Below are 21820 nucleotides of genomic sequence, written 5' to 3'. Positions count from 1 at the left end.
CATGAACATCGACAATCTTGTAAATAGCATTACCCCTGAATTATTTGAACGTTTGCAGTACGGCGCTGCAACAGGGAAATGGCCTGATGGCACAGTATTAAGTGACGAGCAAAAAGAGCAAACTGTACAGCTGGTTATGCTTTATCAAGCTAAAGTAGCCCAGTCGAACGAGCAATTCACCATTGGCTCAAATGGCGAAATGGTACAAAAAACCAAAGCACAACTACAAAAAGAATTCACCGCAGATAACGAAATAGCAAGGTTTAGTGAACATGATCTTTAAACACCTTTTTACCCCAAAATGGAAGCACCCAAAACAACAAGTTCGTTTAGAGGCGATTGAAAAATTAGATGTTGAGCGTGACGCAACCATTTTAAGTTCACTGGCACTGGATGATAATTCAGCCGAAATACGTAAAAAAGCACTTAATAAAGTAGATAATTTAGTACTTTGGTGGAAAGCATATAAGCAAGACCAAAGCTTAAAAGATTTAGCTGAACAGCATATCTCTAATGCGGTTTTAAATAACGAGCAATCACTTACCAAAGATATAAAGAATGAATACATAGAACGTTTTGCGCCGGTTAAAACTTTAGAAAAGCTCGCTTTTGCTGAAAAAGAGCTACAAGTAAGAGTTAAATTACTAAAGCGTTTAGCGAACCCTAAATTAACTGAAAAAGCCTTTAAAGAAGGGGCTGATGAACTACAGCAGCAGCTAGTTGAATTAGTTATAAATCAACAGTTAGCTAAAAGCTTAGTAAAACATGCTCAGGGTGAAGCTAAAACAGCCTTACAAACACATTTAGAAAATGAACGTTTAGCTGTCGAAATGCCGGTGCAAGTACACAATGAAACACGTGTTATTTTAGCCAAGCTCAATGCATTACGTGACAAACAAGATTATGAACAGGTAAATCAGCAAAACCAACTGTTAGTCGCCCAGTGGCAAGCAATAGAACTAAAGTGGCTAAATGCAGAACAAGTAGCTGTTTTAGATGAAAAGTACCAATCAATCACAGCAAAATTAGATGCGCATTTAGCGCAGCTTAATTCGCAGTATGAGCAGCAGCAAGCTCTATTAATACAACAGCAACATGAAGTGTTAGCGCTGGCTAACCTCGAAGCTTTAAGTGAAGAAATTGAGAATGCATTACAGCTTGGTTTAGAAACTCCAGAGCAAATACAACAAGACTGGTTAGATGCAAAGGTCGAACAAGCTCAAGTTGCTATTACGCAAAGTGAACTAGGTGATAGCGAGCAAAAAACACAAGTAGTAGGTAAACTGACTCAGTTGTTTAAGCAAGTTGCGCAATTACCACGATTAACTCAAGCAATTAGTGATTTTAAGCTTGCCTTTGATGCGCTAAATGCGATTCCTACTGAGGTTGATAAGAGTACATTTGACCAACTAAATAGTGATTTTGATAACGCTTTTAAAGCGGCAAATACGCCTTTAAAGCAATTACCAGTGTCATTACAAGGCCCTTTTAAAGCGCAATTAAAGGCGAAGAAGCAAGCCTGGCAAGAAGCCGTTGCGCCGTTGAGCACGCAACTGACAAAAAGCCAGCAACAGGCGAGCCGTAAAGGCCGTGATGTTAAACGCTTAATTGAACAAGGGCGCTTTAATGTTGCTTTTGGTGTATTTAAAGGCTTTATTGAGCTGTATGACACACTTACTCCTGCGTTTGCTCAGCAATTAGATAAACTTAAAGATGAACTTGAGCAACAGCTTGCCGATGCGCGCGATTGGCAAAAATACGCATCTGCACCTAAACGTGAAGAGTTACTAGCAGAGATTACAGCACAGCTCGAGCAACCATGTACAGATGCAAAAGCACGTGCTAACGAAGTGAAAACCTTACGTCGTCGTTGGAATGAGCTTGGCCGTTTAGACACAGAGCAAGAGCAGCTTCAAGGAAAAGAGTTTGATGAAAAAATTGAACTATTGTTTGCACCATGTCGTGAGCATTTTGCGCAATTAGAGCAACAACGTGAGCAAATTAAGCAACAGCGTGAAGCAGTCATTGTGCAAATGCAGGCACTTGCACAAACAGATACCAGCATTGATGGGTTTGAATGGAAAGACTATGAAAGCCAGTACAACCGCATAAACAAGGCATGGCGCAACGCTGGTAATGTTGAGCCTAAGGTGTATCGCGCATTACAACAGCAGTATAAACCGCATCAACAAGCTGTATTTAATGCACTTAATGCGTTTCATAAAGCAAATAGCGCAGCTAAAAATGCCTTAGTAGAGCAAGCACAGCAACTCAGCCAATCAGACGATTTAGCCAGCGCGTGTCAGCAGCTTAAAGAGCTACAGCAACAGTGGCAAAAAGTGGGGTTTGCGGGTGTTAAAGCTGAAAATGCGCTGTGGCAAAAGTTTCGTCAATTTAACGACCTAACCTTCGCTAAGCGCAGTGAAGAGTTCGCTCAACATAAAGAACAACAAGATGCCGACAATGCAATAATTGCTCAGCAATTAACTGAACTTGAAGATGCCCTTGGAGCGGTCAATCAAAAAGCGCAGTTGCTTGATTTAAAAACAAAAGTCACTGCATTGCCTAATGCAAAAGAACTGGCAAATAGAGTGAGCACATTGCTTAGCAATATTGATGCTAAGTTAGCCCAGTTGACAGAGCAAGCAGCAAAAGCTGATTTTGCTGCTTTGTTTAGCGCTCTTGAAAACCAACAGCCAATCCCGGCGCAATGGCAAGGCAATGCAAGTACAGCACTTTCGGTTGCACAGTTACTTATCCGCATGGAAATTTTAGCCAATGTAGCAAGCCCAGCAGGTAGTGAGCGTATGGCTGAGCAAGTTGCCATGTTGGATGATAAACACCGCGGTGAGCAGGCTGATTTACACTTTTATTTAAAACAATTGTTAGCGCTCAGTGAAGGTTCAGTTGATGCTGAGACACTAACGCGGTTAAAAACTGTTTTTAGTGTTTAGTAAATAAATACACTAAACAATAATAAAGTCGCATTTTGTGGCTTTATTTTTAAAGGAAGTTTCATGAAGTATATTTTATTAATTAGCTGCTTATTTTTGTCAGCATGCAATACCACCAATAGTGTGTCTGTTTATTCATTTACAAACAGTGAAATAGAGTCTGTTCTTAACCAGCAATTACCAAAGCTCAGTGAACAAGTTAAGTTGATGGGGTTGCCGGTACAATTTGATGTCAACGACCTTAGTGTAAATGTAGGCCCTGACAACCGTGATGTAGTGGTGCTGGGTGCTGATTCAAGTGCAATTATTAATGCCTTCGCTATTAAATACCCTGTGCGTCTGAAGCTACAGATAGAAGGTGCGCCATTTTATGACAGCGAGAAAAAGGCCGTATTTTTACGTAATGTAAAGTTACTGGATTCATCAATCGACGCAGGTGGCTTTAAAGGAAATTTAGGTGTACTCGATGATGAAGCAATGAAAGTTATTAATGGCTTTTTAGCAGTCAACCCTGTTTATACGCTTAATATGAATGACCCCAAAGTGGCATTATTAAGTAAACTGCCATTAGATATGAAAGTTGAGCAAGGTGCGATAAAACTCGTGCCGAGTATATAATAGGCGCAAGTCAGGTCGACAACCCCCTAATAACACATAGTTACAAAAAAGCCCTGATGTTCAGGGCTTTTTGATTCCAGGGGGAATTTTGCTAAGGGCTAAACTAGTTCACATCTGCGTAAAAACAACCAAAACCGGGCAGGGTTAACGTGTTGTCTGTTACAGTGCCAGTGTGATGAGCGAGCTCCTCATGAGTGTTAACTATTGTATTTCTCATTGTAAGAGATGCATTACTGCCAGCTAAGTTGAATACACATAGCATTGTCTGACCTTCAAAGCGACGATAGAAGGCAAGTAATGGCTCAGCTGTATCGATAAACTCAATGTCACCTTCAACTAATACAGCTTGGTTTTTTCGCCACGCCATAAATTCACGAAAAGCATTTAAAATAGAGTCGGAATTAGCATCTTGTTCATCTACTGCTTGCTTCTTATGATTCGCATCAACAGGCAACCAAGGTTTCGCTTGAGAAAACCCAGCTTGTTCGCAGTTATCATTATGCCAAGGTATCGGAGTACGACAGCCATCACGGCCTTTAAAGTTTGGCCAGAAGGTAATGCCGTATGGGTCTTGTAAGTCCTCAAATGCAACGTTTGCTTCACCAAGTCCTAGTTCTTCACCTTGATACATACAAACACTGCCGCGTAGTGAAGCTAATAGGGCACTGAGCATCTTACATTGCGCTGGATTAATACTGCTATCACTGCTCCAGCGGCTCGCAACACGTTCGACGTCGTGATTGCTAAACGCCCAGCATGGCCAGCCTTCAGTCATTCTATTCTCTAATGTTTCAACTGTTGTGCGAATATATTCACTGCTGTAGTCATTTGTAAGCAGCTCAAAGCTGTAACCCATGTGTAGCTTATCACCACCTGAAGTGTACTCCGCCATTGTAGCGAGAGAGTCTTCTGATGATATTTCACCTAACGACACCGTGCCCGGATATTTATTAAGTAAGTCACGAATATCCTGCATAAAGCTGATGTTTTCAGGCTGCGTGTTATTGTAGTGATGATATTGAAACGCATACGGGTTATCTTCACTAAAGCCGCGGCCTTGGCGTTTTTCAGGTGGCTTAGCAGGGTTGTCGCGTAGTTGTGAATCGTGATAGCAAAAGTTAATTGCATCTAACCTAAAGCCGTCTACCCCTTTTTTAAGCCAAAACTCTACGTTATCCAAAACCGCTTTACGAACATCTGGGTTATGAAAGTTTAGATCAGGTTGTTCAGTTAAAAAGTTATGTAAGTAATACTGACCACGACGCGGCTCCCACTGCCAAGCTGGGCCGCCAAAAATACTTAACCAATTATTTGGTTGTGTACCGTCTGGTTTTGAGTCTGCCCATACGTACCAGTCAGATCTGTCGTTAGTTTTGTCTTCACGGCTATCTAAAAACCATTGATGTTGGTCTGATGTGTGGCTCAATACTTGGTCAATAATAATTTTAATATCACGTTGATGAGCTTGAGCAATTAACTCATCAAAGTCATTTAAATCACCAAATAATGGGTCAATGTCACGATAATCACTAATATCATAGCCAAAGTCTTTCATTGGGGACTTAAAAAATGGTGAGATCCAAATAGCATCAACACCGAGACTTTTTATATAGTCAATTCGAGAGATGATCCCTTTTAAATCACCAATTCCATCGCCATTGGTATCTTGAAAACTGCGCGGGTAAACTTGATAAATAACCGCACCTTTATACCATTGCTGCTGAGCCATGCTTTTCTCCATCGTGACAATGCTGCTTCACCACATTAGTCGTAGTGATTACGTCAATCTTATATGTGGCTACTACTTCGCCACGTTATTTTTTAAAAAGCATACGTGAAGGCCCGAGGACTGTAAAAAGCCTGCATACGTATGCATGATAAATAGATTTTGAAAGCGGTAGATACAGCACAGCAAAATACGCTTTAACAACACAATATCCTCTCATCATAAAACCTTACCAATTAGAGTTTGATAAAAATTAACATTTTATTCTGTTCATTTTGGTGCGACTTTAAAAGGGTTTGCGAGTTATTGGTGCGCGCCTGTAATGGTCTTACCAATTCCCTATTGTAAAAAGTTACAATTTTTAGTGCGCTATATTAGCAAGCTTGTTTGAAATTAAATGCTTACAGATTGAAAGAGTGAAAATGCATGGGGTCTGATTGGTGAAATTAATTTACTGATCAGTTGCACTATAACTGTTGTTGTTTATCCTTATAAAAACAAGGTGTTGCCATTTTGTTTGTGAAAACTTTGTTAAATAGATTGTTTTTGCATTAGCCTGAATACGTATGCATAAAGTTGTTAATAAAATAAAGCCAGCGTTAATATCCATCCTGACAACAAAATCAGCTAACGAATAACATCGCTTCTATCACAAGCTAGTTATCACGGTAGTAATACAAAATATGGGTAACGGGAAAACATCATGTCTATGTTCAAACCAAGTATATTAACAATTGCACTTGCAACAGCAGGTATTAGCAGTTTCGCTTCATACGCACAACAAGAGCAAGCAACAGCAAAGAGTGACGTTGAAGTCATCGAAGTTAAAGGTTTTCGTGGCAGCGTAGTAGAGTCAATCAATACAAAGCGTTTTTCATCAGAAGTGGTTGAGTCTATCTCTGCAGAAGATATAGGTAAATTACCAGACTCTTCAATTGCTGAATCAATTGCACGTTTACCAGGGCTAACAGCACAACGCCTTGATGGCCGCGCAAGCCGCGTAAGTGTTCGTGGTTTTAGCGAAAACGAAAGTGCAACAACTTTTAATGGTCGTGAGCAAGTATCAATTGGTGATAACCGTGGTGTTGAGTTTGACCTTTACCCATCAGAAATAATGAACGGTGTTACCGTATATAAAACACCAAGCGCTAGCCTAGATGCTGAGGGTATTGCGGGTGTTATCGACATGCAAACCGTAAAACCGTTAAGTAAAGGTGAGCGTGTGATCATGTTTAATGGTCAATTAGAGCAAACAGGTTTTGATAAGCTAAACCCTGATGGCGATGATCAAGGTTTCCGCGGTACAGTTTCGTATATTGACCAATTTGCAGACGACACCATCGGTGTGGCATTTGCGTATAATAAAATGAGTTCACCTAACCAAGAAAAACGTTGGAACTCATGGGGCTACCCTGAGTTTACAGAAGATAGTGGTGAGACATACTCTATCTTAGGCGGTGCTAAGCCATTTGTACGTTCATCAACCCTTGAACGTGATTCAGCCATGTTAGTAATTGAAGCAGCACCAACAGATCGCTTAAACATGACATTTGATGCCTTATATGTGGATTTTTCAGATGAAAAAATTCTTCGTGGTATTGAAGTGCCTTTTGCCTGGGGTCAAGGAGCATTAGATCCAAGCTCTGTGGTAGTTGATCCTGAAAGTGGTTTTATCACCAGTGCTGTAACGCAAGGTCAACGTGTTGTAGTGCGTAATGACTATGAAGAGCGAGATGCAGATTTAACGCAATTTGGTTTTAATACTAAATATGACATTAACGATGATTGGTCTGTAGAGTTTGATGTAAGCCGCTCTGAAGTAGAGCGCAGAATTTGGAGTATCGAAAGCTATTCTGGTACTGGTCGTGGCGATAATCGAGGCGTAGCTGATAATATTGGCTATACCTTTGATGATGGTAATACTGGCGCGCAGTTTTCACATGAGCTCGATTACAGTGACTTTAACTTGATTCAATTAGGTGGTCCATTATCTTGGGGAGCCAGCAAACCTCTGAATCTAAAATATGGTTTAGTTGATGCAGATGGTGAAGATATTTCTGGTTATAAAAACCAGGCACAAGATGGCTTTATTAATGCGCCAGAGATCAATGATGAATTAAGCACATTAAAGCTAGCAGCTAGTAAAGTACTTGATAACGCTTATATTAGCCGTGTTTCATTTGGTATGTCATACCGAGATCGCGAAAAGTCAAAACTGTCTGAAGGTTACTTTATGACACTAAAAGACTTTTCATTATCAAACCCTGGCATGGTGTCAGTACCTGAACAGTATCGTTTGGGCTCAGCAAGCCTTGATTTTATCGGTATGGGCGACATGATTGCTTATGATACTAACGCGCTTGTAAATGATGGTTATTACAGTTTATTTCAAGAAAGCTTAAATGATTCAAAGCATCTAGCTCGTTCTTGGACAGTAAAAGAAGAAGTAATAGCGCTATTTGCTCAAGCTGATATCAATACCGAGTTTGGCTCAACGCTTGTAACGGGTAATATCGGTGTGCGTTATGTTGAGACTAAGCAATCATCTCAAGGTAATGCAGCAGACACCGTGAATGGTGAAGTAATAGTGTCTCCTACAGATATTAGTCATGACTATAATCACTTTTTACCTAGTATTAACTTATCATTTGCTATTGATGAAGAACAAACAGTGCGTTTTGGCGCAGCTAAAACTATCTCTCGTGCGCGCTTAGATGAGATGAATGGATCTGTCACTGCTGAATATAAACAGCAGGTAGACGAGAATGGTAATAACTGGGCGATATCTGGCGGTAACCCAAACTTAGAGCCAAAAGAAGCGACAGGCCTAGATTTAACCTATGAAAATTATTTTCATGAAGAAGGCTATTTCGCTGCAGCATTATTTTATAAAGATATTTCAAAATGGATTTTTGACGGTACTTATGAAACTGATTTAACTGGAGTGCCAAATCCATCTACGGGTGAAGTCCCTGAAAACCCAATTGCCACAGGTTCAGGTAAAGTGAATGGTGGTGGTGGTGACTTGTGGGGTTACGAGCTTTCATTAACCTTACCGTTCACCATGTTTAGCGACTCACTTGATGGCTTTGGTTTAATTGCTAGCCACACAGGTGTAGAGCAAGACTTAAAAGATCAGAAAGGTAACGAATTTGAGCTACCAGGTTTATCAGATCAAATTGATAGCTTAACAGTGTACTTTGAGCGTAGCGGTTTCCAAGCACGTACCAGCATGCGTAAACGCAGTGATTTTAAGGGTGATATTTACGGCCCAGGTTTTGAAACAACACAAGTTGATATTAAAGGCGAAACGATTTGGGATGCGCAAATTGGTTATGACTTTAGTGAAGGCGCTGTAGAAAGCCTTGACGGTTTAAGTGTGACGTTCCAAGTGCAGAATATTACTGAAGAACCATTTGTTTCTTTACAAGGTGACAATGCACTGCAAGTACGTGATTACCAAGACTACGGTCGTACGTTCTTGTTAGGCTTTAGTTACAAGCTATAATAATCTTTAGCGTTGAAAAGCCCTTGTGAATTGTTTTACAAGGGCTTTTTTATATCGACTACACTTATGTAAACGCAAGTGGAGCAGGTGCTATGCAGAATAAAAAAATAAAAAACGTGGTAATAGCGGGCGGTGGCACGGCTGGATGGATAACCGCGGCGCTACTTAATAAAGTGCTCGGCAAGGTTGTTAACATTACCCTTGTTGAGTCAGAACAAATAGGCACTGTAGGCGTAGGCGAGGCGAGTATTCCGCCGATCCTTCATCTTAATGCGGCACTGGGTATACCAGAGAACGAGTTTATAAAAGCCACCCAAGCGACGATTAAATTGGGGATTGAGTTTGAAAATTGGCAAAAGCAAAATCATAAATACATGCACGCCTTTGGCGATATTGGCAAAGACTTTCCGTTTTGTGAATTTTATCATTTTTGGTTAAGAGCAAAGCAGCAAGGTACAGCGTCAGATTTTTGGGATTTCTCCCTCAATTACCAAGCTGCCAAACAGCATAAGTTTGCTCACTTAAGGCATATACCAAATACGCAACTCACTGGCTTAAATTACGGCTACCATTTTGATGCCACCCTATATGGCGAATTTTTAAAAGAGCTTACAATTTCGCGCGGCGTTAAACGCATTGAAGGTAAAATAGCACACGTTAAACAATGTGAAGAAAGTGGTTTTGTTCGCGCCTTAGCGCTTGATGATGGGCAGTCAATATCCGGTGACTTATTTATTGATTGTACTGGGTTACGTGCCTTGTTGATTGAGCAAACCCTCAATACTGGCTTTGAAGATTGGTCGCATTGGTTAGCGTGTGATAGCGCAATTGCAGTACAAACTAAAAGCGCAGTAGATCCCGTTCCTTACACTCGCTCTATTGCGCATGATGCAGGTTGGCAGTGGCAAATACCACTTCAGTATCGTGTTGGTAATGGCTTGGTGTTTTCAAGCCGCCATATGACGGATGAACAAGCTAGACAACAGCTATTAGATAATCTACCCGGCGAGCCTATCACTGAGCCGAGAGTTATTCGTTTTAAAACGGGACGCCGTCGCAAACAGTGGCATAAAAATGTGGTCTCTGTGGGTTTATCAAGTGGCTTTTTAGAACCATTAGAATCAACCAGTATTCATTTAATCCAAACGGCAGCTATTCGGTTAATTAAACTTTTCCCGCATAACGGAATTGATGAAACCTTGATTGATACCTTCAATCAACAAAGCCAAACTGAAATTGAGCGCATACGAGATTTTATCATTTTGCATTACAAATTAACCGAACGTAGCGACAGTGCATTTTGGCGCCAATGTAAGCAAATGAGTATTCCAGACACTCTGCAAAAGAAAATCGATTTATTTAAAGCAACAGGCAAAATTGTACGCCAAGACGACGAGCTGTTTGCCGAAGTTGCGTGGCAACAAGTCATGATAGGACAAGGGCTTGAAGCCGAAGATTTTCACCCTTTAGCCAATGCCCTCAACGACGAACAATTAGCCGAGCTATTTACAAATTTAAAAACGTTAATTGACGGCACAGTAAACCAATTGCCGACCCACAATGAATTTCTGCACAGGATGAAAAGCAATTAAAATGAAAAAACTCATTCACACACTTTTAGCTGGCTCGTTATTGACGACTTGTTTAGCCACAGCGTTAACAGCTAATGCAATGACAATATCACCACAAAATTGGTGGGTAGGCATGCAAAACAGCTCATTGCAAATTATGCTGCATGAAATTGAGGTTGCAAAACAGCAATGGCAACTCGTGCCATACTCAGGCGTAAAGCTTAAAAATATTACCAAAACCGATAACGCTAATTACGCATTTATAAACCTTGATATTAGCCCAAGTGCCAAGCCGGGCACGTTACTCTTTAAAAACCAAATGGGTGAGCAGTTTGAATACCCATTACTTGCACGCGATAAGCAAAGCGCTAAGCGCCAAGGCTTTGATGGTGGCGATACTATTTATTTAATTAACCCAGACAGATTTGCCAATGGCGATAGCAGCAACGACACAGTTACTGGGATGAAAGAAGACGTTAACCCAAGTGAGCGAGGCGGGCGTCATGGTGGCGATATTCAAGGTATTATCAATGCATTACCCTACTTAGATGAATTAGGCGTCACGCAGTTATGGCTGACTCCACCACTTGAAAACAACATGCCAAGTTATTCGTATCATGGCTATGCTATTACTGACTTTTACAACATAGACCCACGTATGGGCTCGAATGAACTTTACCGTGAATTATCCTCTATTGCGAAGCAACACGGCATCGGCTTGGTGATGGACTTAGTACTGAATCATTTTGGCTCAGAGCATGTGTGGATGAAAGATAAACCCACCGCTGACTGGATTAACTTTAACGGTGATTTTGCTAACGGTAAAAATGCCACAAGCCACGCGCGGCAAACAATCCAAGACCCGCATGCCAGTGAGTTTGATAAACGCCAGTTTAATGATGGCTGGTTTGTCTCAACCATGCCAGATCTCAATCAGCGCCAGCCTTTATTAGCTACTTATCTTATCCAAAATGCGATTTGGTGGATAGAATACGCCGATTTAAGCGGTATTCGCGTTGATACTTACTCATATTCAGATAAGGCATTTTTAGCCGATTGGACCAAAGCGATTATGACTGAGTACCCTGCATTTAATATTGTGGGCGAAGAGTGGACTTCAAACCCTGCGATTGCTTCATACTGGCAAGCTGGAAAAATAAATAGCGATGGCTATACGTCAAGCTTGCCAAGTGTAATGGATTTCTCTTTACAAGAGTCACTTATTCAAGCACTTAATGAAGATGAAAGCTGGAATACCGGTTGGGTCAAAGTGTATGAATCTCTGGCGAATGATTTTTTATACCCAAACCCAGATAACTTACTCGTGTTTGCAGATAACCACGATATGAGCCGCGTTTATACTGAGCTTAAACAAGACCTAGCAAAAACCAAAATGGCGATGACCATGCTGCTTACCACGCGGGGGATTGCGCAAATGTATTATGGTACCGAGGTACTATTAGATAACACGGGCAGTAACGATCATGGTGATATACGTATTGATTTCCCCGGTGGCTTTGCAGGACAAAAAACAAACGCGTTTACAGGCCAAGGCTTAAACAGCGATCAAGTTGATATGCAGCAAACCATAGCAACACTGCTTAACTTTAGAAAAAACAGCCCCGCGATTGCAAAAGGAAAGCTGACACACTTTAGCCCAAAAGAGGGGGTGTATAGCTACGCCCGTATTAGTGAACAACAAACTGTGTTGGTGTTTTTAAATAAAAATACCACAGCTAAAACCTGGTCGTTAGATTACATGCGTGAAGTTATAGGCAACCATAAAAGTGCGACAGCCTTATTCAACAAGCAAAAAGTGAAACTAACCAAACCGCTCACCTTACCTGCAATGAGCGCCGTGGTATTGGTGATTGAATAGCGTGAATACGTATGCAAATACTGTCAGTCAGCGGCAGTTCACATTAGTATCATAGCTATAATAAAAATGACGGTTTAATTACATCTTGTTAAACCGTCTGGATAAGTAAGAAGATTATGACAACAAACAAAACCACAATTCGCTCAATTAAGTACGGCTCGTTGCTTTTAGCTAGCAGTGTACTTTTAACTGCTTGCTCTGAGAAACCTGAGCCTAAAGCAAATGAGCAACAAGTTGCAAAGCAGCACTTTAGTGAACATTCAAAGCCAGTGGTATACCAAGTGTTTACCCGCCTGTTTGGTAATACGCAAACGGCCAATGTGCCATGGGGTACAAAAGAGCAAAACGGTGTGGGCACATTTAGTGACTTTAATGATGCTGCTTTAGCGGGTATTAAAGAGCTTGGCACAACTCACATTTGGTACACCGGCGTTTTACACCACGCATTGGTTGGCGATTATAGCCAATATGGAATTAGCCAAGATGATCCAGATGTTGTAAAAGGGCGTGCAGGCTCACCCTATGCGATAAAAGATTATTACGACGTAAATCCAGACTTAGCGATTAACCCAGAACGTCGATTAGAAGAATTTTCAGCACTGATAGAGCGTACCCATCAACACGGTATGAAAGTGGTTATTGATATCGTGCCAAATCATGTTGCACGTCATTATAAGTCAACCGCAAAACCTGCTGGCGTAAAAGACTTTGGTGAACAAGATGACACCAGCGTAGAGTATGCTCGCGATAATAACTTTTATTATGTAACCGGGCAGTCGTTTCAAGTGCCAACCAGCGAAGGCTACCAAGTACTTGGTGGTAACGCGCATCCATTAGCCGATAACCTATTTGATGAAACACCCGCAAAGTGGACAGGTAACGGCGCGCGTGCTGCTAAACCAGATATAAACGACTGGTACGAAACAGTTAAAGTTAACTATGGGGTAAAACCTGACGGCAGTTATGACTTTCCTACTTTACCAAGCGATTATGCCAATAAAGATTTACGTGCCCACTTTGAGTTTTGGCAAGACAAAGACTTACCTAACAGCTGGTACAAATTTAGAGATATTGCGCTGTACTGGCTCGATAAAGGCGTAGATGGCTTTCGCTATGATATGGCTGAAATGGTACCAGTGGAGTTTTGGAGCTTCTTAAACTCGTCGATTAAAATGCACAACCCAGATGCATTTTTGTTAGCCGAAGTATACAACCCAACTTTATACCGCCCTTATATTCATCAAGGGAAGATGGATTACCTCTACGACAAAGTAGGCTTTTACGACACGCTTAAAGGCGTTATGCAAGGCAAGCAAGCTGCCAACAGCATTTTTGCACCACAGCAAGCCGTTGCAGACATCGAACAACACATGCTGCACTTTTTAGAGAATCATGACGAGCAACGTATAGCAAGCCCTGACTTTGCTGGCAGTGCTGACAAAGGCAAGCCTGCGTTGGTGGTATCAAACCTTATTAGCCGCGCTCCGACACTGTTATATTTTGGTCAAGATGTAGGTGAAGACGGCTCTGAAGATGCAGGCTTTGGTAAACCAACCCGTACCAGTATTTTTGATTATATTGGCGTGCCAGCGCATCAAGCATGGATGAATGATGGCAAATTTGACGGTGGTGCGTTAACTACTGAGCAAAGCCAATTACGTGAATATTATAAATCAGTGATGACACTGAGTAAGCACCCAGCAATTGTGGCCGGTGACATGCTACCACTTACTGTTACAGGGAATGATCAAGTTGCTGCGTTTAGCCGCAGTATCGGCAAGCAGCAACTGTGGGTTGTGAGTAACTTTTCGAGCGTACAAACAATCGTCACCATTGAAATTCCAATGGCTACCTTAGTTGATGATAAACGTGGCGAGTTTAAGTTATTGGATTTACTGGAAGCAAATCAAGCAGCAGTAATCACTATCACCGAACAACACGCACAAATCAGCTTAACTTTAAATGCGCTTAGCAGTGCAGTATTAACCACTGGAGCACATGATGAGAGATAACAAACCCGATTTAAGCTTTTGGCAAATATGGAATATGTGCTTTGGCTTTTTAGGTATTCAATTTGGCTTTGCGCTGCAAAACGGTAACGTGAGCCGAATATTTCAAACATTGGGTGCAAACGTTGATGACATTCCTATTTTATGGGTGGCAGCGCCGTTAACAGGCTTGATTGTGCAGCCGATCATAGGGTATTGGAGCGATAAAACTTGGGGCAAACTAGGGCGTCGTCGTCCGTTCTTTTTATACGGCGCTATTTTAACAACGCTTTCGTTATTCATCATGCCCAACTCTCCTACATTATGGATAGCGGCAGGTATGCTGTGGATCATGGATGCTTCAATCAACGTAACCATGGAACCATTTCGTGCTCTAGTGGGTGATAACCTCCCGAAAAAACAGCGAGCAACAGGCTATGCCATGCAAAGCTTTTTTATTGGTGTTGGCGCAGTTGTGGCATCAGCATTACCGTGGATGATGACCAATTGGTTTGATATTGCCAATACTGCACCACTGGGGCAAATTCCAGATTCTGTGAAGTATTCATTTTACTTTGGCGGAGTCATTTTATTAATTGCGGTTGGTTGGACGATTCTAACCACCAAAGAATATTCACCTGAGCAGCTGGCTAAATTTAACGAGCAAGACAGCATTGATGAGCCAGAAACTATAAGTAATACCGTTAATTTTAATAAAGGCGGAATTATTTTTACTGTATTAGGTTTAGCTGTGCTTGGGCTTGTAACAGGACTAAATCTTGAAAAAGAGCTTTACCTACTTGCTGGTGGCTTAGTGAGCTTTGGGGTTATTCAATTTATTGCAGGTGCACTTAAAGCAAAGCAAGCAACAAAAGGCGGCTTTTACCAAGTAGTAAATGACGTATTCACTATGCCAGAGGCGATGAGGCAACTCGCCTGGGTGCAGTTTTTTAGTTGGTTTGCACTGTTTGCAATGTGGATTTACACCACGTCAGCGGTGACCAGTTTTCATTACGGTAGCAGTGATACCAGCTCTGCGGCGTACAATAACGGCGCTGATTGGGTCGGTATTTTGTTTGCAGCTTACAACGGTTTTGCCGCAATTGCCGCGTTATGTATCCCGGTCATCGTAAAGCGTGTGGGTTTAAAGCTCGCGCATGCAATTAACTTAGTATTAGGGGCACTAGGGTTAGTTAGCTTTATTGTCATCAAAGATCCAACGTTACTTATTTGGCCAATGGTAGGCATTGGTTTTGCGTGGGCGTCTATTTTATCACTGCCGTATGCCATGTTAAGTACCTCAGTACCGAGCCATAAAATGGGCGTGTACATGGGAATTTTTAACTTCTTCATTGTGATCCCACAATTACTGGCAGCTAGCGTGTTAGGCCTCATTTTACGTCACTTCTTTGAGAACCAACCTATTTATGCATTAGTGCTGGGCGCAGTGTCATTTGTATTGGCGGCTGTTGCTGTACTGCGTGTTAAGCACACACAGTAACGTTTGCACGCACAATTACTAAGAGAAAGAATTAAGGGTAAAAAATGAAAAAATACAACATCATCACCACAAGTCTATTTATGCTCGGTTTAACAGCTTGCACCACAGAACAAGCAAAAACAGATACACACGACACTTCACAATTATCAGCACCGGGTGCGCCTGGCGCAGAGCCATTTTGGGCATACTCAGGTAAAACCGGTATTGGCACGTCATTTGAGCAATACCAAAACGGTGCATATAGCGATAATGCAGCAACAGGCACAGTATCAAAAGTATGGTTTTCGATTGCTAAAGGCATGATCACCGAAACCATGTTTGGGCTTATTCACCAAGCGCAAATTAAAGACATGCAGTTTGTGGTTATCGGTAAAGACTTTACCGTAACAGAAGCAGACGACCTTGATGTAACCGTAGACTATTTATATAAAGATGCGCAAGGACGCCCATTGTCACTGGCTTACAAAGTAACCAGCAGTGACAAGCAAGGCCGCTTTAGCCTTGAAAAACACATATTTACCGACCCAGACGGCCAAACTTTATTTGTTCGCAGTATTTTTAATACTAAGCTTGATGGCGTAAAAGCTTATGTAAGTGTTAACCCATATATTGATAACAACGGCCTTGATGACTTTGCAAAAACAACGGAGCAAGGCTTGTTTGCTTGGCAGGGCGATAGTTACTTATCACTGCAAGGCGCAAAACCGTTTAAACAAACCAGTGTTGGTTTTACAGGCAAGAGTGATGGGCTAAATGATCTTAAAACCTCACAGCAACTAAATAACGTTTATACCAATACCGGTGAGCAATCGGGTAATGTGAGCTTACTGGCCGAACTGGGTGAGATTGGCAAAAATAGCCAATTTGATTTAACCCTAAGCTTTGGTAACAATGAGCAAGCAAGCTTTAAAGAAGGTCAAGCCAGTTTAGCTCGTGGCTATCAACACGTACTTGATAACTTCAACGGCAAAGGCGAGGCATTAGGCTGGCAAGATTATTTACAAAGTCTTGCGCCGCTTAACAGCATGAAAGCGCAAACAGCTGATAACGGTAAACTTCTTTATACCAGTGCCATGGTGTTAAAAGCGCAAGAAGATAAAACCCATGCCGGCGCGCTTATTGCGTCGTTATCAAACCCGTGGGGCGAAACAGTATCAGCCAAAACGGGTTCAACCGGTTATAAAGCGGTATGGGTACGTGACTTTTACCAAGTAGCCATGGCGTTCATGGCAATGGGTGATACCGCCACAGCTAAAACCGCATTCGAATACCTCGAAAAAGTACAAGTAAACGCCAATACCCCGGGCAACAATGGCGACACAGGCTGGTTTTTACAAAAAACACATGTTGACGGTGAACTTGAATGGGTGGGGGTACAGCTTGACCAAACAGCCATGCCTATTATGCTTGCATGGAAACTGCACCAAGCCAATGTGTTAACAGATGCAGAGCTAACTGATTGGTACGCCCGAATGTTAAAACCCGCTGCTGACTTTTTAGTTGACGGTGGCCGCGCTAAAATCTTGTGGAACGACATGCAAATCACGCCGCCAGCCACACAACAAGAGCGCTGGGAAGAGCAAGAAGGTTATTCACCTTCAACAACCGCTGCTGTTGTAGCAGGTTTAATTACCGCCGCTGATATAGCTAAACTTGCAGGTGATGAGCAAAACGCAGAGCGTTACCTTGAAACTGCTAAAAAATACAATAGCGACATAGAAAGCATGATGTTCACCACCAAAGGTAATTTAGAATCAAGCAATTCAGACGGTGAGTATTTTATTCGTATTGGCCAAGATAAAGACGCTAATTCAAACACTAAAATTAATGCTAATAATGGTCGTGAAGGTTTTAACAAAAAACAAGTTTTAGACGGTGGTTTTTTAGAGCTAGTACGCTACGGTGTGCGCGATGCACTTGCCCCAAGTATTGTAAAAACCCTACCTGAGTATGACGATGAAACCTTAGCCGATAACTTACAAGTTAAGTACAGCTTTAACTTTAATGATGGCAGTGGCTCATTCCCAGGTTTTCGCCGTTATGGTAACGACGGTTACGGCGAAGATGAAATAACTGGCACAAACTACGCCGAAGGTGGGCAGAATACTCCAGGTCAACGCGGTCGTGTTTGGCCGTTTTTTACTGGTGAGCGCGGCCATTACGAAATTGCCGCAGCAAATGCCACGCAATCGTTAAACGCAGACAAGCAACAAGCGATTAAAAACACTTATGTGAAAGGGTTAGAGCAGTTTGCCAACGAAGGCATGATGCTACCTGAGCAAGTATGGGATGGCGTAGGCAACAACAAAGCAGGCTACCAACTTGGCGAGGGCACTAACTCTGCCACACCACTTGCGTGGACACACGCAGAATACGTTAAACTGGTTCGCTCATTAAGCGACAAACACGTATGGGATCACTACCCAGTAGTTGAAAAAGCACTAAAGTAAGTTTGTTTGATCAGTAATACTAAAAACCACGGTTAACAGCCGTGGTTTTTTACGTTAAGGCTTTATCAATCGGGCTCATTGTATTGCTAAACCGACTGCCAATTACATGGGTATAAAGCTCTGTTGTTTTTAAATCTGTATGGCCTAATAGCTCTTGTACTGTGCGAATATCGCAGCCATTGACCAATAATTGTGTTGCAAATGTATGCCTAAATGTATGCGCTTTAACACTTTTAGTTAGTTTCGCTGCTAGTACCGCTTTTCTAAGCTGCTTCCTAAAAGAAGTTTCATGAAGGTGGTGACGGCAAATATAACCGTCGTAAGGGTGCACGCATCGAGTAGATGAGGGAAATAGATACTGCCATGAAAAATCTTTAGCGGCATTACCATATTTTCTTAATAGTGCAGGAGGTAATGATGTTAAACCGTAGCCTTGTGCTAAATCATTGCTGTGTGTATTTTTAACGTACTCAATTTGATTATTTAAATCATTATTTAATGATTTAGGTAATAGAGTGTAGCGGTCTTTCTTACCTTTACCGCGAAAAATAAATAATGTGTTATTTTCAAGGTTTAGGTCTTTTACGCGTAGTTTTAACGCTTCGTTTATTCTTAGCCCGCAGCCATAAAGTATTGACGCGATTAAACGGTATTTGCCAGATAATTTGTTAATTATAGTTAATGCTTCTTCGTGAGTTAACACCGTTGGCAATGCTTTCTCCCGCTTTGTGAATGAATAAGATAACCCTTTAATCTCACGCTTAACAATGTAACGATATAAAAACATAATTGCACATAGCGCTTGATTTTGCGTTGCAGCACTTACTTGTTTGTTAACTGCCAAATTATTCAAAAACCGTTCGATGTTATGGTTTCCCATGTCATCAGGGTGCTTTTTGTCATTAAACAAAATAAAGTACTTTATCCAATAGAGATACACTTTCTCAGTTTGAATACTATAGCGTCTAGTACGCAATTCTGATCTGATCATTTCTAAATAAGGTGAACTCATAGTAAATTCCAGATACTGTTTATTTATACAGTTATAATTCATTGCAAGGATTTTGCAACTAAAATTCTCGGTATATACCTGATCAGAATTCTCGCTTTACTTTTTTAATAACATTAAGTGATTGATCTTAAATATTTTTACTTAGGTTGTTCTCATTTAATAAAAATATAGGTTCTCGATTAAGTAAATTCTCGCTTTGATAGTGGCTAGTTTTTGTTGCTATCTTCCCCATAAATTAGTAAGTTAATAATATTATTATAAATTTTAAAGTGTATTTACGTAGAATGGGGTAAAAACTCGCGAGTGCTTATCGGTATTCTTGGTAATACGCTGTTAGCAATCAGGAGAATTTTGAACCCTCATGGCAGACCATAAACTAGTATTAGGGAAAGAGTTAATTGAGGGGATTGTGCATTTAGGTCGTGTCCTTGGTTATCATGTGGAGGAAGAGTTCCCTGTAGATGAAGCAATATATGGTGAATCTCCAGCAGTGGACGTTGCGTGGTTTTCCAAAAAGGGCAATCGATTTCCTTTATTTATTTTTGAAGTTGAAAGTAAAGCCACTAACGGAATGACAAATAATCCATTAAAAGTATATGCACAAGAAAATAGAGCATTTGAAAAACCTCTTTTCTTCTTTCATGTTGTAGCTCAAGGTGGTGTGCACTCAAGTCGACCAAGGAATTTAGAAGCCCAATACGGGAGAAATAATTACCGTATATATTTGGTCGGTAGTGATAGCGCTAATGATCTAATTAAAGATGTCCTTAACCAGCATTCAAGAGTTAAAAACGATGTTGATTATTTATCTCTACACCAATTGCTTTCATCAAAACTTTGGTCCAATAAAGTAACTTACTCAGAATTGCTAATGCACTCAGTAGAACTTGGATTATCGAAAGAGGAAGTTATTTCATCATATATACGAATGAGTAGAACTGATTCAGATTTGTTTCCCGATTTTATTCAATTGATAACGGATGACTCTAAGCATGAATTTACGAATACAATTTTAGATTCATACCTTGGCAGTCAATGGCATGTTCCTATACTTTGCTCGATGCTTTGTGGGGTGAGTGAAGATAATGATAAATCAGACCATTGGTCATCAATGCTAGTTGAGTGGCAGCGTAACAATGCCTATATGCCAATGATTACACCGTCATTTGGGTTGTCTAGAGATTACGATGAATTCATCCTTGGCTGTGCCCCTCAGTTAATTTGTTTGTGTGTCGTTTTATCCTCTAACAAAGGTGAGTTCCAATCTGATTTAATAGAAGCGCTTGAAGAAAGCTTAGATAAAGTTGGCATAAGTTGGGCTGGCTTAAATACCGCAATTTATTTACTTCATATTAGTGCCGCCTTGGAACTTTTAACTTCGTATAAAAAAGCTAAGTTTTACTTAGAAGAATTTAAAGACATATCTGAAACTAATATATACCAACCTCCCTCTGTTGTTTCTGTTATGGAGGGTGAATTTGATGACTACTTTAACCATGGAAATGGCTTAGCAATTCCTTCAATGGAAATTTTTCATATATCATGTGTAAAACAGTATCAAAATAATTGCTGTGATTTGGAGTCTATAGTATTAAAAGCACTTGATGATGATTCATATATCTATGAATGGTCAAATGATTTACTTGGTTCACTTTGGACTAAGATTGCTAACAAGGCAATTGAACGGAACTAAAACAGTGGGTTACGTTCCGCTTCGCTACACAGTATAACCCTCAATTTTAGTCCGCTTATTGCGGCGTTAAGTGACTCTGGAGGTCTCGTGGAATATTGGTACTTTGAAACGTCAGCAGTTAATTACCTAAAAGAACACTTATCCGAAGATGGTGCTGTTGAGACTAAAAAGCTCCAACTGTTAAAGAACAGAGATTGGTGTATATCACCAATGACTTTACTCGAGATACTACAAACTTCAGATTTTGAAAAACGAGATAGGATTGTTCGCTTATCACAACGGTTATTTAGTGAAGATCTATTAGCTTCACCTGAAGAAGTGATCATGCATTACATTAAGATGGGCTTTCCTTCAGACGAGCCAAGAATTAGATTGAAGTCTCAAGGTGTTCTTAGTGAGGTTTGGAAAGATGTTGTTAAGCATCCTGAAAAGCAAATTAACATTGATATTGAAGAATTAAAACAACGAAATAAAACGCTTAAAAGTTTTACTAAGCTGATACATAACGTAATGAACGGAAAAGATAATATTGTATTTCCTGAGACAGAAGCCGGTGAGTTTAATTATTCTTTGGAGACCATGTTAAATGAAATGCAATTTATTAAAGAAGATCAGCCTTACAGTGATGAAACAAGAAAAGTGTTCAAGCTTGCTATTGTCTATTTAATCACACTCATTTGTTGTCAAGTAGGGCCCGCTTCAGAGGTTACAGAGAGTTTTTGATCTAATTTAGGGCACCATAGAACAAGTTGTAGAATAAATTATGCACTGAAAAATTGGGAACCATTAATTTATAAAGGTCCTTTATCTACTTTAGCACAGATGGCTTATTGCCAATCTAAAGTCAGATTTTCGAGAGGTGTTTACAACGATAGTCTTCATGCAATGTATTTAAATCTCTTCGGGTTTATTCCCCGCCG

General features: G+C 40.8%; 13 protein-coding genes. 11 read left to right on the top strand and 2 right to left on the bottom strand.

From position 1 onward, the window contains the following. Nucleotide 1: 1 nt before the first annotated feature. The 3 genes from B5G52_RS15935 to B5G52_RS15925 all read left to right on the top strand — a co-directional run bounded on the left by B5G52_RS15935 (nucleotide 2) and on the right by B5G52_RS15925 (nucleotide 3572). Nucleotides 2-283, top strand: coding sequence for a YeaC family protein (locus tag B5G52_RS15935; RefSeq protein ID WP_087533641.1), 282 nt, complete (start codon nucleotides 2-4; stop codon nucleotides 281-283). Next, nucleotides 273-2954, top strand: a complete 2682-nt coding sequence (locus B5G52_RS15930) for a DUF349 domain-containing protein (RefSeq protein ID WP_087533640.1) — start codon at nucleotides 273-275, stop codon at nucleotides 2952-2954. Before B5G52_RS15935 ends, B5G52_RS15930 begins: the two co-directional genes overlap by 11 nt. A 63-nt stretch (nucleotides 2955-3017) precedes the next feature. Then, the gene (locus B5G52_RS15925) at nucleotides 3018-3572 is read left to right on the top strand and encodes a DUF1439 domain-containing protein (protein WP_087533639.1); all 555 of its coding nucleotides are present in this window, start codon (nucleotides 3018-3020) and stop codon (nucleotides 3570-3572) included. Between the two features lie 103 nt (nucleotides 3573-3675). Here the strand turns inward: B5G52_RS15925 and B5G52_RS15920 are convergent, their stop codons facing one another. Next, the gene (locus B5G52_RS15920) at nucleotides 3676-5301 is read right to left on the bottom strand and encodes an alpha-glucosidase family protein (RefSeq protein ID WP_087533638.1); all 1626 of its coding nucleotides are present in this window, start codon (nucleotides 5299-5301) and stop codon (nucleotides 3676-3678) included. Nucleotides 5302-6001: 700 nt separating this feature from the next. Between B5G52_RS15920 and B5G52_RS15915 the strand changes: the two genes are divergently transcribed. The 6 genes from B5G52_RS15915 to B5G52_RS15890 all read left to right on the top strand — a co-directional run bounded on the left by B5G52_RS15915 (nucleotide 6002) and on the right by B5G52_RS15890 (nucleotide 18195). Beyond that, on the top strand, nucleotides 6002-8806 hold the full coding sequence (locus B5G52_RS15915; RefSeq protein WP_087533637.1) for a TonB-dependent receptor: 2805 nt from the start codon (nucleotides 6002-6004) through the stop codon (nucleotides 8804-8806). Between the two features lie 92 nt (nucleotides 8807-8898). Further along, nucleotides 8899-10398 (top strand): tryptophan halogenase family protein, encoded by a 1500-nt coding sequence (locus tag B5G52_RS15910; RefSeq protein ID WP_087533636.1) that lies wholly within the window; start codon nucleotides 8899-8901, stop codon nucleotides 10396-10398. 1 nt (nucleotide 10399) lies between these two features. Continuing rightward, nucleotides 10400-12256, top strand: coding sequence for a glycoside hydrolase family 13 protein (locus B5G52_RS15905; RefSeq protein ID WP_087533635.1), 1857 nt, complete (start codon nucleotides 10400-10402; stop codon nucleotides 12254-12256). A 116-nt stretch (nucleotides 12257-12372) separates the two neighbouring features. Continuing rightward, nucleotides 12373-14268: an alpha-amylase family protein gene (locus B5G52_RS15900; protein WP_087533634.1), complete on the top strand. Its 1896-nt coding sequence runs from the start codon at nucleotides 12373-12375 to the stop codon at nucleotides 14266-14268. Continuing rightward, complete coding sequence (locus B5G52_RS15895) at nucleotides 14258-15745, top strand: MFS transporter (protein ID WP_087533633.1); 1488 nt, start codon at nucleotides 14258-14260, stop codon at nucleotides 15743-15745. The genes B5G52_RS15900 and B5G52_RS15895 overlap by 11 nt, the downstream gene beginning before the upstream one ends. A gap of 44 nt (nucleotides 15746-15789) precedes the next feature. Then, complete coding sequence (locus B5G52_RS15890; protein ID WP_087533632.1) at nucleotides 15790-18195, top strand: glycoside hydrolase family 15 protein; 2406 nt, start codon at nucleotides 15790-15792, stop codon at nucleotides 18193-18195. A 49-nt stretch (nucleotides 18196-18244) separates the two neighbouring features. Here the strand turns inward: B5G52_RS15890 and B5G52_RS15885 are convergent, their stop codons facing one another. Further along, nucleotides 18245-19207: an integron integrase gene (locus B5G52_RS15885; RefSeq protein WP_087533631.1), complete on the bottom strand. Its 963-nt coding sequence runs from the start codon at nucleotides 19205-19207 to the stop codon at nucleotides 18245-18247. A 361-nt stretch (nucleotides 19208-19568) separates the two neighbouring features. On the opposite strand from B5G52_RS15885, the gene B5G52_RS15880 reads away from it, so the two are divergent. Beyond that, a complete protein-coding gene (locus tag B5G52_RS15880; RefSeq protein ID WP_087533630.1) occupies nucleotides 19569-20900 on the top strand; it encodes a hypothetical protein in 1332 nt (443 codons plus the stop codon). A gap of 87 nt (nucleotides 20901-20987) precedes the next feature. Continuing rightward, nucleotides 20988-21623, top strand: coding sequence for a hypothetical protein (locus tag B5G52_RS15875; protein WP_087533629.1), 636 nt, complete (start codon nucleotides 20988-20990; stop codon nucleotides 21621-21623). The last annotated feature ends 197 nt before the right edge of the window (nucleotides 21624-21820 follow it).

The sequence above is a fragment of the Pseudoalteromonas sp. A601 genome (genome assembly GCF_002165575.1).
Classification (GTDB): Bacteria; Pseudomonadota; Gammaproteobacteria; order Enterobacterales; family Alteromonadaceae; genus Pseudoalteromonas.
The sequence above is the reverse complement of the archived record's forward strand: the minus strand, read 5'-3'. Positions and strand labels throughout refer to the sequence as shown.

Coding starts and splice junctions, on each gene's coding strand:
- B5G52_RS15935 (WP_087533641.1), top strand. CDS start 2: ATGAACATCGACAATCTTGTAAATAGCATTACCCCTGAATTATTTGAA.
- B5G52_RS15890 (WP_087533632.1), top strand. CDS start 15,790: ATGAAAAAATACAACATCATCACCACAAGTCTATTTATGCTCGGTTTA.
- B5G52_RS15915 (WP_087533637.1), top strand. CDS start 6,002: ATGTCTATGTTCAAACCAAGTATATTAACAATTGCACTTGCAACAGCA.
- B5G52_RS15885 (WP_087533631.1), bottom strand. CDS start 19,207: ATGAGTTCACCTTATTTAGAAATGATCAGATCAGAATTGCGTACTAGA.
- B5G52_RS15895 (WP_087533633.1), top strand. CDS start 14,258: ATGAGAGATAACAAACCCGATTTAAGCTTTTGGCAAATATGGAATATG.
- B5G52_RS15930 (WP_087533640.1), top strand. CDS start 273: ATGATCTTTAAACACCTTTTTACCCCAAAATGGAAGCACCCAAAACAA.
- B5G52_RS15900 (WP_087533634.1), top strand. CDS start 12,373: ATGACAACAAACAAAACCACAATTCGCTCAATTAAGTACGGCTCGTTG.
- B5G52_RS15880 (WP_087533630.1), top strand. CDS start 19,569: ATGGCAGACCATAAACTAGTATTAGGGAAAGAGTTAATTGAGGGGATT.
- B5G52_RS15905 (WP_087533635.1), top strand. CDS start 10,400: ATGAAAAAACTCATTCACACACTTTTAGCTGGCTCGTTATTGACGACT.
- B5G52_RS15910 (WP_087533636.1), top strand. CDS start 8,899: ATGCAGAATAAAAAAATAAAAAACGTGGTAATAGCGGGCGGTGGCACG.
- B5G52_RS15925 (WP_087533639.1), top strand. CDS start 3,018: ATGAAGTATATTTTATTAATTAGCTGCTTATTTTTGTCAGCATGCAAT.
- B5G52_RS15920 (WP_087533638.1), bottom strand. CDS start 5,301: ATGGCTCAGCAGCAATGGTATAAAGGTGCGGTTATTTATCAAGTTTAC.